The organism is Geobacillus sp. YF-1 (assembly GCF_052692335.1).
In genome coordinates this window covers 1,433,926-1,449,560 of record NZ_CP199850.1, presented here as the reverse complement: position 1 = coordinate 1,449,560, position 15,635 = coordinate 1,433,926, and the positions used below count along the sequence as shown (strand labels likewise).

General features: G+C 48.2%; 16 protein-coding genes. 2 read left to right on the top strand and 14 right to left on the bottom strand.

Going from position 1 to position 15,635, the window contains the following annotated elements; all coding sequences use genetic code 11:
* Positions 1-75: 75 nt before the first annotated feature.
* From ACTVIM_RS07230 to ACTVIM_RS07170, 13 genes are all read right to left on the bottom strand, one after another.
* A complete protein-coding gene (locus ACTVIM_RS07230) occupies positions 76-1,536 on the bottom strand; it encodes an aldehyde dehydrogenase family protein (RefSeq protein WP_445614094.1) in 1,461 nt (486 codons plus the stop codon).
* A 25-nt stretch (positions 1,537-1,561) separates the two neighbouring features.
* Complete coding sequence (locus ACTVIM_RS07225; RefSeq protein ID WP_144974116.1) at positions 1,562-2,272, bottom strand: ABC transporter ATP-binding protein; 711 nt, start codon at positions 2,270-2,272, stop codon at positions 1,562-1,564.
* Positions 2,265-3,020, bottom strand: a complete 756-nt coding sequence (locus tag ACTVIM_RS07220; protein WP_445614093.1) for an ABC transporter ATP-binding protein — start codon at positions 3,018-3,020, stop codon at positions 2,265-2,267. Before ACTVIM_RS07220 ends, ACTVIM_RS07225 begins: the two co-directional genes overlap by 8 nt.
* The gene (locus ACTVIM_RS07215; protein WP_445614092.1) at positions 3,017-4,006 is read right to left on the bottom strand and encodes a branched-chain amino acid ABC transporter permease; all 990 of its coding nucleotides are present in this window, start codon (positions 4,004-4,006) and stop codon (positions 3,017-3,019) included. The genes ACTVIM_RS07220 and ACTVIM_RS07215 overlap by 4 nt, the downstream gene beginning before the upstream one ends.
* 1 nt (position 4,007) lies before the next feature.
* Complete coding sequence (locus ACTVIM_RS07210) at positions 4,008-4,868, bottom strand: branched-chain amino acid ABC transporter permease (RefSeq protein WP_445614090.1); 861 nt, start codon at positions 4,866-4,868, stop codon at positions 4,008-4,010.
* A gap of 88 nt (positions 4,869-4,956) precedes the next feature.
* Entirely contained in the window at positions 4,957-6,189 is a 1,233-nt protein-coding gene (locus ACTVIM_RS07205; RefSeq protein ID WP_445614089.1) for an ABC transporter substrate-binding protein, read from the bottom strand.
* 237 nt (positions 6,190-6,426) lie between these two features.
* A complete protein-coding gene (locus tag ACTVIM_RS07200) occupies positions 6,427-7,281 on the bottom strand; it encodes a DODA-type extradiol aromatic ring-opening family dioxygenase (RefSeq protein ID WP_445614088.1) in 855 nt (284 codons plus the stop codon).
* A 25-nt stretch (positions 7,282-7,306) separates the two neighbouring features.
* Positions 7,307-7,495 carry a 4-oxalocrotonate tautomerase gene (locus tag ACTVIM_RS07195; protein WP_445614087.1) on the bottom strand — a complete coding sequence of 63 codons (189 nt, stop codon included), beginning with the start codon at positions 7,493-7,495 and terminating at the stop codon, positions 7,307-7,309.
* A 16-nt stretch (positions 7,496-7,511) separates the two neighbouring features.
* Entirely contained in the window at positions 7,512-8,297 is a 786-nt protein-coding gene (locus tag ACTVIM_RS07190; protein WP_031409973.1) for a 2-keto-4-pentenoate hydratase, read from the bottom strand.
* The gene (gene dmpG, locus ACTVIM_RS07185; RefSeq protein WP_445614086.1) at positions 8,294-9,325 is read right to left on the bottom strand and encodes a 4-hydroxy-2-oxovalerate aldolase; all 1,032 of its coding nucleotides are present in this window, start codon (positions 9,323-9,325) and stop codon (positions 8,294-8,296) included. The genes ACTVIM_RS07190 and dmpG overlap by 4 nt, the downstream gene beginning before the upstream one ends.
* Positions 9,322-10,221, bottom strand: coding sequence for an acetaldehyde dehydrogenase (acetylating) (locus ACTVIM_RS07180; RefSeq protein WP_445614085.1), 900 nt, complete (start codon positions 10,219-10,221; stop codon positions 9,322-9,324). The genes dmpG and ACTVIM_RS07180 overlap by 4 nt, the downstream gene beginning before the upstream one ends.
* A 17-nt stretch (positions 10,222-10,238) precedes the next feature.
* Positions 10,239-11,024 (bottom strand): 2-keto-4-pentenoate hydratase, encoded by a 786-nt coding sequence (locus ACTVIM_RS07175; protein ID WP_445614084.1) that lies wholly within the window; start codon positions 11,022-11,024, stop codon positions 10,239-10,241.
* Between the two features lie 21 nt (positions 11,025-11,045).
* Positions 11,046-12,521 (bottom strand): aldehyde dehydrogenase, encoded by a 1,476-nt coding sequence (locus tag ACTVIM_RS07170; protein WP_445614083.1) that lies wholly within the window; start codon positions 12,519-12,521, stop codon positions 11,046-11,048.
* Between the two features lie 229 nt (positions 12,522-12,750).
* Here ACTVIM_RS07170 and ACTVIM_RS07165 point away from each other — a divergent pair, with 229 nt between their 5' ends.
* Complete coding sequence (locus ACTVIM_RS07165; RefSeq protein ID WP_445614082.1) at positions 12,751-13,554, top strand: IclR family transcriptional regulator; 804 nt, start codon at positions 12,751-12,753, stop codon at positions 13,552-13,554.
* 21 nt (positions 13,555-13,575) lie between these two features.
* Positions 13,576-14,514 (top strand): amidohydrolase family protein, encoded by a 939-nt coding sequence (locus ACTVIM_RS07160; protein WP_445614081.1) that lies wholly within the window; start codon positions 13,576-13,578, stop codon positions 14,512-14,514.
* A gap of 246 nt (positions 14,515-14,760) precedes the next feature.
* On the opposite strand, the gene ACTVIM_RS07155 is transcribed toward ACTVIM_RS07160, so the two are convergent.
* Positions 14,761-15,624: a fumarylacetoacetate hydrolase family protein gene (locus ACTVIM_RS07155; protein WP_445614325.1), complete on the bottom strand. Its 864-nt coding sequence runs from the start codon at positions 15,622-15,624 to the stop codon at positions 14,761-14,763.
* Positions 15,625-15,635: the final 11 nt, after the last annotated feature.

The window sequence follows — 15,635 nt, the reverse complement described above, 5'->3', positions numbered from 1 at the left end:
AGATGGACTTCTTCCATATTATTACAAAAAGCCTGGAAGATCCGACTAAACCTGATCTCCCAGGCTTTCCCTTCATTAAAATGGATACGTTCTTGCCTTCGTCTGCACGGACACCCATTTCACTGTCGTAAATTCATCGACCACCCACGGATTTCCAAAACGGCCTAAGCCGCTTGCTTTATTGCCGCCAAACGGAATGTTTGGAGCGTCATTAACCGTCTGATCGTTAATGTGTGTCATTCCGCTGTCAATTTGCAACGCCCACTCTTTTCCTTTTTCAATATCACCCGTAAAAATAGCGGAACTGAGTCCGTATTCCGTTTGGTTAGCAATGGAGATTGCCTCTTCGTCTGTTTTCGCTTTAATCACCACCGCAATGGGGGCAAACAGTTCTGTTTGGGCGAGCTTGCTTGCTGGATCGACATCAACAAACACATATGGGGTCAACACATTGCCGATCCGCTTTCCTTCCAAGGCCACTCGGACTCCTTCCCGCTTGGCTTCTTCAATCATCTGCAGCGCCTTTTGCATTTGCTTTTCGTTGATGATTGGCCCAATCACGGTGCTTGGGTCGCGCGGATCGCCGCACGGAAGCGCAGCCGCCCTTTGCACGAACTTCTCGACGAATTCGTTATATTTGCTTTCATGGACAATAATGCGGTTGATGATCATGCAAATTTGTCCTTGATGAATAAACTTGCCAAAAATCGCTGCATTCACTGCTTGATCTACATCCGCATCGGATAAAACAACAAACGGACTATTTCCCCCTAATTCCAATGCCACTCGTTTTAACTGTCTGCCGGCAATCTCACCAATTCGTCTGCCTACCGTCGTCGACCCGGTAAAACTGATAAGGCGTGAATGTGGATTGGTCAACATCTCATCGCCAATCTCATCAATGTCGGTTAACAAAACGTTCAATGCCCCTTTCGGCAGCCCAGCGTACTCAAACGCTCGAGCAATCACCACACCCCCGACGAGTCCAACTTGAATATCGGGTTTATGCACGACGGCATTGCCCAAGGCAATCGCAGGAACAATCGTGCGCAACGATAAATTTAACGGGAAGTTGAATGGAGAAATGGAAGCAATCACCCCCAACGGCAACCGATAAATGTAGTTGACTTTCCCCTCTATGTTAGAAGGCACCTCTTTTACAGCTCCAACCTCATCAACATAATGTAGCGCCTCTTCCAAAAGCTCAAGCGCCAAATGAAACTCCACGTTCGCTTTCAGCAGTGTTCCGCCTGTTTCGCGGACAATCAAGTCGACGATCTCCTCACGATTTGCTTGCAAATAGGCCATCGCTTTGTGCAACACTTCTTTTCGTTGGCCCGCTGAAGAACGTCCCCACTCCTTTTGCGCTTCGCTCGCCGCTTCAAATGCCCGATGAAGCTGTTCGGCTGTAGCCAACGGGACAGAGGCAATAACCGATCGATCATACGGATTCAAAATATCATAGGTACGGCCGCTTTCTCCTTCCACCCATTCTCCATTAATAAAGCTTTTGTTCCATTGTTCGTACCGTTCCATCTTCTTTCACTCCTTGCAAATTATCTTAAGCTGAAACCCCTAGATACTTATGTCGGACATCTTCATTGGCCATCAATTCATTCGGCGAACCGCTCCATACAATTTTCCCTTTATTCATAACCAAAATCTCATCTGCTGTTTTGCAGGCGAGGGCGATATTTTGCTCCACAATCAAAATCGACAACCCCGCTTCTTTCAACTGAACGATAATCTCCCCAACCTGGTCAATAATGATCGGCGCCAGCCCTTCAGACGGTTCATCCATTAACAAAAGCTCGGGATTGGTCATCAGCGCTCGCCCAATCGCCAGCATTTGCTGCTGGCCGCCTGACAACTGCGTGCCTAAGTTGTTCTCCCGTTCCTTTAAGACAGGAAACAACTGATAAACATTCTCCAGCTCCCAATGGCCGCGTCCTTCCTGCTCTCGTTTCCGCGCCGGCATCGTCAAATTTTCTTTTACCGTCAACGACGGGAAGATTCTCCTCCCCTGCGGCACAAACCCGATGCCAAGGCGAGAAATTTGATGGGGAGGAAGCGATTCAATCGATCGATCTTTGAACCGAATGCTTCCTTGTCTTGCCTTATGCAACCCGACAATTGTATGAATGGTAGTCGTTTTTCCTGCTCCGTTCCGTCCAAGCAAAGCGACGCATTTTCCTTTTGGAACAGAAAAGCTGACTCCCTGAAGAATGTAACTCGTTCCATAGTACGAGTGAACATCTTGGAGCTCAAGCATATTGTTTCGCTCCTCCTCCAAAGTAAATTTCTTTGACCATCTCATTGTTTCTGATCTCATCTGGGGAGCCGCTTAACACCACTTCCCCATGGTGCAGAACTGTGATGCGGTCCGCAATGGCAAAGACAACGTCCATATCGTGTTCAATAATCACCAGCGCTATAGAGCGAGGCACCTTTTGAATCATTGCCGCTGTCTGCGCCGTTTCCGCCGGCGACATTCCTGATGTCGGTTCGTCGAGCAAAAGAACCTTCGGATTGCTGGCCATGGCCAACAACACTTCAAGCAATCGCTGCTCCCCATAAGAAAGATGCTTCACCTTTACATGACGACGATTGAAAATTTCCCACTGTTCCAAAATATCATTGGTTTCCTTGCGTATATCCGACCGGGCAGTCAGTGGTAAAAAAATATCGTACCGATACACTTTTTTTGCTGCAAGCGCCAAATGAATATTTTCTTCCACTGTCAAGTCGCCAAATAAGTTGTTTTTTTGGAACGTCCTTGACATGCCTAAATGGACAAGATGATGGGCAGGAAGTTTGCTGATCTCTTTTCCGTCCAAATACACAGCACCGGTGTCAATAGGCAGGATGTTCGTTATGCAATGGAAAAGCGTCGTTTTCCCAGCACCGTTCGGTCCAATGATGACATGGCGCTCCCCGTGGTTCACCTCCAAAGAAACATCGCGCAGCACTTGCAACGTTTTAAACGACTTGCTAATGTTTTCTACTCTAAGCAAGCTCAATGGACAGCCTCCCCCTTTTTTATCGGCTGTTGCGAAACCGCCTCACCGGTCCGTTTGCGTGAAACCAAAAGACGCCTTCCGTGTTGCAGCCAATGAATAAGCCCTCCTTTTCCAGCAAGAACAAGAGCGACAAGCAATACTCCCATGATCATCGGCCATCTTTCGGTATACGTGCTCATAAAATTTTGCAAGTAAATAAAGATGCTGGCGCCAAGTGCTGGCCCAAGCAACGTGCCTACTCCGCCGATAATCGCCATCACCATCACTTGCCCAGAAAACATCCAGCTGGACAAATCCGGCGAAACGAATACATTAAAATAGGCATAGAGCGCACCGGCCAGTCCTGCCAATGATCCAGACAATGTATAAACAAGCAGTTTGTAAGTTCGAACGTTATGACCGAGAGCGCTCATTCGCGCCTCATTTTCCATCACACCTCTCGTAATCCTTCCTGCTGGTGATTCAACAAACAGGTGCAAAAGAAAGTAAGAAATGACAAAAGCGAGTCCCATGACATAATAGAGACCATTCGGAGATACAATTTCTCCAAACCCAAAATTCATGACAGCGGAAACGGACATTCCGTCTGCCCCGCCCGTCCAAGTCTTTAATTGCCAAAACAACACATACAACAATTGTCCAAAAGCGAGAGTAATCATTAAAAAGTAAAACTTGGACGTACGAATAAACACAACTCCGGTGACTAAGGCAATAAGCCCTGAAATGACCACAGCCAGCAGAAGCAACAAATATGTATTTGCTACGTGCTGACCGATAACGGCCACTGTATAAGCACCAATGCCAAAAAAACCGGCGTGCCCAAGCGACACCATTCCTGCATAGCCCATGATCAACCCAAGGCTCATCGCAAAAATGGCCATAATGTAGATCTCCGTTGCCAAGTTGATCCCGAAATCTGACAAAACGAGCGGCATAGCAAAAACAAGAGCAATCAACAACACAGCACCAAACAACAACTTTTTCACTCTATACCACCTCTCTTCCAAACAACCCTTGCGGTCGAACGATAAGAACCATCATCATGATGAGGAACACGATCAACATAGACAAAGAGGGGAACCATACTTTTCCAAAGGTTTCAATCACTCCGACTGCAATCGCACCAATAAACGAGCCCTTCCATGACCCTAGTCCGCCAATGACGACGACAATAAGAGACGTGACAAGAATTTCATTGTCCATGCCCGTATACATGCCGATCAACGGCCCGCCCAATACGCCGCTTAATCCTGCCAGCGCCGCCCCAAAAGCAAACACTCCAGTAAACACAAGTCCAACATTAACACCAAGTGCGCTAACCATGGCACGGTCGTCCACACCCGCGCGGATAATCGCTCCGATACGTGTTTTTGTTTCCAAGTACCATAGCAACCAAGCCAATAAACACCCAACCAAAACAACGAACAGCCGATACACCGGAAACTCCGTGCTTCCAATGGATAATGACCCACTCAACAAATCCGGTGTTGGAAGCGTATGCATTTCCGTACCCCATATCCATTTAACAGCATCGGCAATGATAAAACTTAACCCGAAGGTCAGCAACACTTGTTCAAGCTCTTTGCCATATACAGGCTTAATCAGCCATTTTTCCAGCACTAATCCCAATACAGCAATCAGAAAAATAGCTAGAAGCAAAGAAATCCAAAAGCTTAGTTCATCATTGATAAACGTAAACGCAATATAAGCGCCAAGCATAAACAGCGTTCCGTGAGCAAGATTCACAACATTCATGACCCCAAGGATAATCGTCAAACCAGCGGCAATCATGAAATAGAGCATCCCATAGGCTACTCCTGTGAGCAACTGTGCTAGAATGGCAGACACCTCTCATCCCACCTTTTTTTCTAAATTTTCAGTTCTAGTGCTAATTTTTTAGGAAGGAGGAGACGACCATCTCCTCCTTGCTGGTGAATTAAAATGGTGAGTCCTCGGGCATCTTGACATTCTCTACGGTCTCCATGATTTGGGGAACGATGGCACCGTCTTTTAAAACATTTTTTGAAATATAGAAATTTTGAACTGGGTTATGTGTTGCCGGATCGATCGTAATTTTACCACGCGGGCTATCGAGAGAAATGCCTTTCAAGACTTTAATCAAATCCTGAGAGTTTAAACTTCCAGCTTTATTTATCGCTTGATCAATCGCTGCCGCTGAGTCGTATCCTTGGACGGCAAAAATATTTGGCAATTTTCCATATTTCTCTTTATAAGCTTCAACAAATTGTTTATTTTGTTCGTTGTCTAAGTACGGTGAATAGTTAATCCCAGCGATGATGCCTTCAGCCGCTTCCCCAGTAGGCTGAGTTAAAAGCTCATCCCCAAACTCCAGAGGACCTGTCAACGGAATCTTCCCTTTCAAACCAAATTCTTTATACTGAGTAATAAACCGAATGCCGTCGCTTCCAGTAAAGAACGCGTAAATGAAATCCGGTTTTTCCGCTGACGCCTGCTGAAGATACGGGGCGAAATCGTTCGTGTTCAACTTCGGATAAATTTCTTTCAAAACTTTTCCACCCGCTGCTTCAAAGGTAACCTTGAACGCCCGAAGCACTTCCTTCCCAGCTGGGTAGTCCGGAGCAAGGATAACGGCTTTTTTGCCGACTTGTTCTGCTAAATATTTCGCGGTGCTGCTACCGTTTTGCCAGTTCGAGAATGAGACACGGTAGACGTAATCGCTCTTTTTGCTCCATGAAAGATCATCACCAGCAGCGTTGGCATCGATTAGCACTTTTTTGTCCTTTTCGACTTCATCACGCAAGGCATACGCAACCGCTGAAGAAATCGGTCCTACAAGGATATCAGCTTTTTCACCATGAACTAATTGCCGATATTTACGCAAAGCCACCTGTGGGTTCGCTTCATCATCTTCCACCTTCATTTCAACCTTCTTTCCACCAAGCATCCCGTTATGCTGTTCTAAATACAGTTGAAAACCGTTGATGATCCCTTCGGATAGAGGAGCAAACGTACCGGTTTGCGAAAGAATAAAACCGATTTTGACCGATCCCCCTGAATCTCCTCCATTGCCCTTATCTGAACCGGATCCACTCGATGTGTTACTTTGCGCACATCCCGCCGTCATGAGCAAGGCGGCCATCACCATCATCCCCATTGCCCGTTTCCAAAACCCTTTCGTTTTCCTCATTCTTCTCGCCTCCCTTGGTTATTAAAGCGTTTTCATTTTTTGTAAAGTGAATCAATCACCAATCAAGAAAATGAAAACCCATCCCCAGCGCATGCCACGGAATATATTGTAAATATTTAAAAGATTACAACTATTATATTAATGCAAAGGTTGTTGCGTATGAAAGCGCTGTACTCCTCTATATGAAACAAAACTAAAAGCAATGTTTTTTCAGCAGGAAACCAAATGAAACAACTTTCACGAGTGCTGTGCAGTCTGTTGCGGAACGTACAACGTCTTGTATTGGACAGGGACAGGTTCGAACGTCATTACCACATTCCCACTGCCGGATGATTGGCCATACCCATAATAACGGCTGTGATAGTTTTCTTGAATGACACCAAGCAAGGCGGCCAAGTGGCGGCCTCCGGATTCAACACCGGCTGCTCGCGCGTATTGCGGAAGCATGTTCCAAGCGGCTCGCACACGATTGTTTTGTAAATATTGCAAAAATTCGCGGTCCAACGCCTGCTCGGCCAATGTCGGTAGCGCCTCGGGGCGCCGAACGAGGTTATGCGCTAACGCACCGCTACATACAAACATCGTCTTTTTCTTGCTTTCACGCAACACTTTGCCGATCACTTGTCCCCACGTATACGTTTCTTCCAAGTTGGCTGCCCATGTCACTGATAGACTAATAACAGCGATATCCTCATTTGGCACTAAGTAGCGAAGAGGAACGACCGTCCCGTAATCCCAAATGTAGGTTGGATCGTTGACTTCAACGACCCGAAGCCCTGCTTCTTTCCCCACCTTCACAAGTTGTTTACCAAGCTCTTCATCCCCTGGATAATCGTAAGGAACATCAGCAATCAAATCCGGACATTCTACAGCGGTCAATATCCCCTTATGTCTTGGGGTGGCATCAACGAAATGGTCGAAACTTGACATCCAATGGCACGAGATCAAAACAAGGGTATCCGGTTTGACTTGCTCGACGATTTTCGCCACTTCGTGCATTCCTTTGACGAGTTCATGTTGAAACTCAGGAGTGCGATCCTCAAAACACATTCGCGGCGTATGCGGAACAAGCATGGCTAACTCCAAACTCATCGTGATTTTTCCTCCTCTTCCATTTTCATTGTTTATCGGACATTGGGATGCCGGCGACACCCCAATGAGATTTTGGCACTTCTGACACGATGACCCGCACGTTTTCCTTTGGCGAGCCTAAAACAGTGCTGATTGTATCAGTTACTTCGCGAATGACTCCTTGAATCTTTTCTTCCGTCCTTCCTTCGAGCAAATAGATATGAACAATCGGCACGCGGATCATCCTTTCCTTAATCTGTCGCTCGGAACGAAACCGTTCCTAATTGATCGAACTGGGCAAACACGACATCCCCTGCCACAAAGCGGACAGCTTCCGTCATCGCTCCAGCTAAAATGATTTCCCCAGCTTTCAGTCCCTCCCCTTTTCTGGACAGCATGTTAGCCAGCATGGCAATCGCGTTAGCTGGATGCCCCAACACCGCCGCACCAGCACCGAACGCCTTTCCTTCACCATTGATTGATAAACTCACTCCAAGCAAGTCGAGTTCAAGGGCGCTTGGAGAAACAAGGCGGCTTCCGAATACGACTCGGGATGAGGAAGCGTTGTCGGCAATCACATCCATCAGCGTAAATTGAAAGTTAGTATAGCGGCTATCAATAATTTCTAAAACCGGGATGATATACTGCGTTGCCTCTAAAATGTCTGCCGCGTCAATATTCGGCCCTTTAACATCTTCTTTTAAAATGAAGGCGATTTCCGCTTCCACCTTCGGATGGATCAGCTCATTCATGGCCACCGTCCCCCCGTTAGAGACGACCATATAATCGAACACATATCCGTAGATCGGCTCGTTCACCCCCATTTGCGCCATTTTCGCGGCGCTCGTCAATCCCATTTTTGGGCCGATGATGCGATAGCCGTTCTCCCGTTTCATCGCCACGAGCCGCTCTTGAACTGCATACGCCTCCTCAACTGTCATGTTTGGATACTGAACAGTTAGGCGAACAATTTCTCTCTTCTCATATTCAGCATTCAGAAGCTCCACAGCGAGTTTTCCATAGTCAAGAGAGGTCATCGCCACTTTCCCTCCCCGACAGTAGCCTTTTGGCGTGCCATTTCAGCAGCAACATCGACAATCATATCTTCTTGACCGCCAACAACCTTTCGACGGCCAAGTTCGATTAAAATATCGCGGACATCGATGCCAAACATACGAGCGGCCCGTTGCGCGTGAAGAAGAAAGCTTGAATAAACACCCGCATATCCGAGAGTCAAACTGTCGCGCGTAATCTCCTGAGCTTTTGGCAAGATCGGTGCCACAAGCTGCTCGGCCAAATCCATCATTTTATACAAATCAATGCCGGTCGGAATGCCCATCCGATCCAACACCGCAACAAGCACTTCCGTCTGCGTGTTCCCAGCGCCAGCCCCTAAACAGCGAACACTGCCGTCAACGCGCGTCGCTCCTTCCTCGATCGCGGCTAATGTATTGGCCATCGCCAATGACAAATTGTTATGAGCGTGGAAACCAACCTCAATTCCAAGACTTTCCCTTAATGCACGAACGCGTTCTTTCACTTCATGCGGCAAGAGGGCGCCGGCTGAATCTACGACATAGACGACATCCGCTCCGTAGCTTTCCATAAGCTGCGCTTGATGGACAAGCACCTCCACAGGCGCCATATGCGACATCATTAAAAACCCGGCTGTTTCCATTCCAAGCTCCTTCGCTGCGGAAATATGTTGGGCTGAAATATCTGCCTCGGTCACATGAGTGGCGACGCGTACCATTTTCGCTCCTAAGCGGGCGGCTTGTTTCAATTCCTTAACCGTTCCGATGCCAGGAAGAAGAAGCACTGCAATTTTGGCCTGCCGACAAACTGACACAGCTGTTTCAATCAGTGCAAATTCATCGGTACGCGACAATCCATACTGCAGCGAAGACCCGCCCAAACCATCTCCGTGCGATACTTCAATATACGGAACGTTCGCTTCATCGAGCGCTTTGGCGATCATGGCCACTTGCTCCGTTGTATATTGGTGGGCGATGGCGTGGCTGCCGTCACGCAATGCCACTTCTGTAATCGTAATTGCTCGCTTCATCGTTTTCCCTCCTCAGCCAACAACTTCGACAGTCGATGTTTCGCGACTTCTTCCGCCACTTTCACCGCAGCGGCGGTCATAATATCCAAATTTCCGGCATACTTCGGTAAATAATCGCCCGCTCCTTCGACTTCAATCATCACCGTCACCTTATTCCCTTCAATGATCGGACTTGTGCGCAACCGATAGCCGGGAACGTACGAACGAATGGTTTCTACCATTTCCTCGATCGAATCGCAAATTTCGCGCGCCGCTGCTTTATTTCCTTCCACAAGTGCATAAATCGTATTTCTCATCAAAATGGGTGGCTCAGCCGGGTTGAGAATAATGATGGCTTTTCCGCGCTTTGTCCCACCGATTTTTTCAAGCCCTCGAGCAGTCGTTGCTGTAAATTCATCAATGTTCGCTCTTGTCCCTGGCCCTGCGCTTTTGCTTGAAATCGTCGCGACAATTTCAGCGTAAGCGACCGGTTGGACGCGTCCAATGGCATGAACGATCGGAATCGTCGCCTGTCCACCACATGTGATGAAGTTAATGTTGGTTTCTTCTAAATGGTCCGTTATATTAACAGGCGGCACAACAAACGGTCCAACGGCCGCCGGCGTCAAATCAAAGACGACCTTCTTGATCCGCTTCAACAGCTTTGCATGACGGATGTGCGCTTTCGCCGACGTCGCATCAAAGACGAAATCCGCCCATTCCGGGTGTTCTAAAAACGTTTGAATGCCGCTGTCAATGACGCGATACCCTTTCTCCCGCGCCAGACGCAACCCTTCCGACTGCGGATCGATCCCAATTACTGTCGTCAACCGCAACACATCCGAACGCTCAAGCTTCAACATCAAGTCAGTTCCGATATTTCCAGAACCAAGAATCGCTACATTGATCTTCTCCACAGTCTCTCCTCCCTTACTTATGGCGCAAACTCGACCCGCACTTCCCCCAAATGGGCGAAGCGAGCGAAAAACACATCGCCGGGCTCGACGCTCACCGCTGCCGACAAAGCGCCAGATAAAATCACTTCTCCTGCTTTCAACTCTTTTCCATATTCATGGAGCTTGTTTGCCAGCCAAGCGACACAAAGCGCAGGATGTCCGAGCGCTGCGGCCCCAACGCCCGTATTGGCCAACTTCCCGTTTCGATAAAGAGCCATGCCGATTTGCGCAATATCAACGGCATGAACAGGCAACCGTTTTTCCCCCAAAACATAAAGTCCCGATGAAGCGTTATCGGCGATTGTATCCTCAAGACAGATATTCCAATCGGCAATGCGACTGTCAACGATCTCCAGCGCCGGGACGATATAATCCGTCGCCAGTAGCACATCAATGACAGTCACGCGCGGGCCAACTAAGTCACGTTTTAAGACAAACGCAATTTCCGCTTCCACCTTTGGCTGCAACACCTGCTCCCACGAAACAACCCCACCGTTTTCCACCGCCATATCATCAAGCAAATGGCCATAATCCGGCTGGTCAACCCCCAACAACTGCTGCATCGCCTTAGAGGTCAATCCGATTTTCTTGCCGACAATCTGACGCCCTTCCTTTACTTTTTGTTCAATTGTCCTTAATTGAATTTGATAGGCGTCATACACGGTTAGCGCCGAATCGAGTGTCGTCAAGGGAGAGAGAGGACGTCTCTCCCTCTCAGCAGCCAGCAGTAACTTGGCATAATCGTTCCACTTCTTCACCATCATCACCTCCTTCGGTCATCGCGGCTAAAGCTTAATGCAAATATTCGTCAACTCTGTATAAAACTCAAAGCTATGCATGCCTCCTTCACGCCCAATGCCGCTTTGTTTCATGCCACCAAACGGTGTGCGCAAATCCCGCAAAAACCATGTATTTACCCAAACGATTCCGGCTTCAATACGCGCCGCCACCCGGTGAGCCCGACGCAAATCGTTCGTCCAAATCGTCGCGCTCAATCCATAGTGGGTGTCGTTCGCTTGGGCGATCACCTCCTCTTCTTCGTCAAACGGCATGACCGTCACCAACGGGCCGAACACTTCTTCCCGGACGATGCGGCAATTTCGGTTGACACCGACAATAATGGTCGGTTCAAGGTAATATCCTCGAGCTAGGCCATCCGGTCGCTTACCCCCTGTTAGAATACGACCACCTTCCTCCTTTGCTAGCTCGATGTAGCTCATTACCCGTTCATAATGCTCTTCGCTGATGAGTGCGCCGACATTGGTTTTCGGGTCAAACGGATCGCCGACAACAAGTTCTCTCGTTTTCGCTACAAATTTTTGCAAAAATTGTTCATAAACCGGCCGTTCTACATAAATTCTTGATCCACAGAGACACACTTCTCCTTGGTTCATAAAACTCGATTTCAACGTTGTCTCGATCGCTTCGTCCAAATCTGCATCGGCGAAAATGATGTTCGGATTTTTCCCCCCCAACTCGTAAGACAGCTTTTTTAACGATTTCGCCGCTGCCGCCATAATGACTTTCCCTGTTGTTGTCTCTCCGGTGAACGTAATAGCGTCAACATCCGGATGCTCGCTCAACGCAGCCCCTGCTGAGTTCGGGCCAAATCCATGGACAACATTCACAACGCCATCCGGCACCCCGGCTTCTTTGCAAATTTCTGCCAATACAGTTGCAGTGAGCGGCGTCCATTCCGCCGGCTTGATGACGGCTGTATTCCCACCGGCCAAACACGGGGCGAGCTTCCATGTCAACAACAGCAATGGCAAATTCCACGGATTGATCAACCCGACGACCCCAACAGGCCGACGGATCGAATAGTTGATAGCTACCTCATCGGTTTGATACGCTTCCGTGCCAACCGAACGCAAGTAGTCGGCGAAAAAATGGAAATTATACGCTGCACGCGGAATATCCAACGTGAGGGAGAGCGAATATGGCTTTCCCGTATCAAGCGACTCGAGGCGAGCCAATTCCTCTTTGCGCTCTAAAATGAGATCACCGATACGCCGCAAAACTGCGATCCGCTCCCCTGTCGTCATCCGCTTCCATGGACCATCCAATGCTCTTCTTGCAGCGGCTACGGCCAAGTCAATCTCTTCTTTTCCTCCTTCACAGACAGTGCCGATCACTTCCCCCGTAGCGGGATTGATATTTGGAAACACCTTTCCGCTTTTTGAAGACAAAAACCTCCCATTGATGAAATGTTGACAGTCAAACGCTTTCACTTTCTCACTGATCATTGCTTCTGTTTGCATTCAATGTCTCCTCCCTTGTCAGAAAGCATCGAAATCAAAGAATTTAGAATCTTTTGTCCCCATCATAATGATTTTTTGTACCGTATACAACACTAATGTTCTTTTATATGAAACAATAAAAAATTTTTTATTTTTATTTTTTATGACATTTTCAGAAACCATGTTCCTTATGTTATGATATAAGAAATATTGTTCTTTTATATGAAACTATAAAAAGGAGCTGCATTCGATGGCACGCAATACAGAAGACTACTTGCTTTCATCCGTCAAAAACGCTCTCCGCATTTTGCGTAGCTTCTCACTGGATGAACCGGAGAAAAAAGTGACCGAATTAGCCTCTTCCCTTGGATTATCAAAAAGCACTGTCAGTCGTCTTCTTCACACATTAGCCAGCGAAGGATTCGTCACGAAAGATCCGGAAACGCAAAAATATCGGCTTGGCTTGACCATTTTGCAACTAAACACGGTGCTGACATCCCATCTAGAAATCAACCGAGAAGCGCAACCGATACTGGAACAGTTGGTCGACGACTTGCGGGAAACAGCGCATCTTGCCATGCTTGATGACCAGAGTGTGATTTACATTCACCGAGTGGAAAGCCGGCAACCTGTTCAAGCTCTTTCACACATTGGTCGAAGAAACCCTCTCCATTGCACCAGCTCAGGCAAAGTGCTGCTCGCTCATCAAAAAGATGAGGATATTGAAGCATACATCGAGCAAGGATTGACGCAGTTTACGCTGAATACGATGACCGACCCCCACGTGCTGCGCGAGGCATTGTATGCCATTCGCCGCCAAGGTTACGCCGTTAGTATCGAGGAACTCCGTGAAGGGGTCGCTTCCATCGCAGCGCCGATCCGCGACTACACCGGAAAAGTCTCCTACGCACTCAGCGTGATCGGGCCGATTCACCGTTTTCATCCATACGATCCTACGGTCATCGCCAAAGTAAAACGCGCAGCAAGTGAGATTTCGGAAAAAATCGGCTATTGGCCGTCGTCACCGCCAACGAAACAGCCGACGATACCATGATGTAGAAAGGAGAAGAAAACGATGGAAAAACGTTTTGATGTCCATACGCACTTCATTCCACCGGAAGTAATGCAGTGGCTGAGAGAAGAACAAACCCACATTCCTGTTCATTGGGATGACGCGGAAAAAATGCTGACTATCAACCATCAGTGGGGATTTCGCCTAAAGGAGGAATTCATCGATCTCCATGCTTACCTCGAGGCGCAACGGCGGGCGGACGTTTTCCATTCACTCCTCTCTCCCATTCCACAGCTGTTTTTATACAACGTGGAAGCCGCCGTCACCAATGAGCTGGCACGCCTTTACAACGATGCGCTGTGCCGATTGGCGTCAAACCACCCTGATCGTCTGTCGGCTTTGGCAACAGTGCCGCTCAATCATCCGGAACAAGCAGCCTTGGAATTGCGCCGGGCCATGAAAAACGGCTTAAAAGGGGCAATTATCGGCCCCTCTGTCGAACAAAAGCTCCTCACCGACGATTCATTCATCCCATTTTGGGAAGAAGCGGATGCGCTAGACGCCATTCTATTTATTCATCCGCTTCTTTGCGACGACCCACGCCTGAAAGGCCGGCGAATGACAAATTTGATTGGCGTCCCTTGGGAAACGACCGTTTGCGCTGCCGATTTGCTGCTTGGCGGCTGGCTCGACCGCTACCCGCACGTCCGCATTTTATTGGCCCATGGCGGCGGCTTTCTTCCCTATCAAATCGGACGGTTGCAGAAAGGGTATGACGTATGGCACCCAGTGGCGTCTTCACTGCAAGCCCCGCCGCTCGACTATTTGCGCCGTTTTTGGTTCGACACCGTTGTTTGGGATCATCGCGTGCTGCAGCTATTGCTCGACCTCGTCGGCCAAGATCGGGTGCTTCCGGGCTCAGATTTTCCGTTCGATTTATCACAATGGCCGCCTGTGCAGTCAAGCCTTGAAGCCGTTCAGGCTTTCTTAGGCTTGCCATAAAGGAAAACAAGCAAAAAGGGGACGAATGTTCTTTGTCGTCCCCTTTGCCTCGTCTACATTACCATTTTAAAACAATATTGTTCATTGTCCATGCCTAAATCAATGACCACGCCTAAAAATGTCTACTAAATGCGGCAACATAGTTAACGTCCGATCAATGTAAGAAACAACCTAGCCTAAAAAGAGCATTAGCCATATGGTATGGTACCGCTGCCAACCTTTCTCCATAAACCATTCCTCCCTCGTTTACCGCAATACAGCCGTATTAGAGGCTAAGGCAACATGAACGGAGTATCCTCCGACTCCCTCAATTTCCATATGGATGACATCCCCATCATGAATCGGCCCAACGCCATCCGGTGTTCCTGTCGTAATGACATCGCCCGGTTCAAGTGTCATCATGTGCGAATAAATTTCCACCAACTCGGCGACAGAACAGATCATTTCCTTTGTGTTGACCTGCTGCCGAACCTCTCTATTGACTGTCAGCACCATATTGACGTTGTTAGGGTCGGCAATTTCCTCTTTCGTCACGATCCACGGCCCCATCGGTGTGAACGTATCAAATGACTTGCGCAAACACCGTTCCTCGTGGTGCGTTTCATCCGGACGCATCGTGACATCGATCAACCCGGTGTAGCCAAATATATAATCGTAGGCGTTTTCCGCTTTGACATTTTTTGCTGTTCTTCCGATAACAAATGCGAATTCCAGCTCATGGTCGAAACGACGGTTCGGATCCGGCAAAACAATCGTGTCGCCGGGCCCGATAATGGAAGAAGGCGCTTTCAAGAAAAAGCCTAGCCCTCTTGCTGTATGCTCCACTTTCATTTCCTTTTGGTGGGACACGTAGTTAACAGGAGCCGCAACGATTTTCCTCGGCTTTTTCACCGGCTGGCGCAGCCGAACATCCGCTAACGCATAAGCCGGACATTCGTATAAATGGTTTTCAATTTGCGGATAATAGGTGTCAAACTCGGCAACCAGCTGTGTCATTGGACAGAAACCAACCCCTTGATGCAGACGGCCGAACAGTCGGCTTCCAATCTCATAAATGACATCATCCACAATGACCCCAAGCTGAAAGTCATTAAACAGCGCTAGTTTCATATAGTTCATTC

Coding starts and splice junctions, on each gene's coding strand:
- ACTVIM_RS07230 (WP_445614094.1), bottom strand. CDS start 1,536: ATGGAACGGTACGAACAATGGAACAAAAGCTTTATTAATGGAGAATGG.
- ACTVIM_RS07225 (WP_144974116.1), bottom strand. CDS start 2,272: ATGCTTGAGCTCCAAGATGTTCACTCGTACTATGGAACGAGTTACATT.
- ACTVIM_RS07205 (WP_445614089.1), bottom strand. CDS start 6,189: ATGAGGAAAACGAAAGGGTTTTGGAAACGGGCAATGGGGATGATGGTG.
- ACTVIM_RS07200 (WP_445614088.1), bottom strand. CDS start 7,281: ATGAGTTTGGAGTTAGCCATGCTTGTTCCGCATACGCCGCGAATGTGT.
- ACTVIM_RS07190 (WP_031409973.1), bottom strand. CDS start 8,297: ATGACCTCTCTTGACTATGGAAAACTCGCTGTGGAGCTTCTGAATGCT.
- dmpG (WP_445614086.1), bottom strand. CDS start 9,325: ATGAAGCGAGCAATTACGATTACAGAAGTGGCATTGCGTGACGGCAGC.
- ACTVIM_RS07175 (WP_445614084.1), bottom strand. CDS start 11,024: ATGATGGTGAAGAAGTGGAACGATTATGCCAAGTTACTGCTGGCTGCT.
- ACTVIM_RS07170 (WP_445614083.1), bottom strand. CDS start 12,521: ATGCAAACAGAAGCAATGATCAGTGAGAAAGTGAAAGCGTTTGACTGT.
- ACTVIM_RS07165 (WP_445614082.1), top strand. CDS start 12,751: ATGGCACGCAATACAGAAGACTACTTGCTTTCATCCGTCAAAAACGCT.
- ACTVIM_RS07160 (WP_445614081.1), top strand. CDS start 13,576: ATGGAAAAACGTTTTGATGTCCATACGCACTTCATTCCACCGGAAGTA.
- ACTVIM_RS07155 (WP_445614325.1), bottom strand. CDS start 15,624: ATGAAACTAGCGCTGTTTAATGACTTTCAGCTTGGGGTCATTGTGGAT.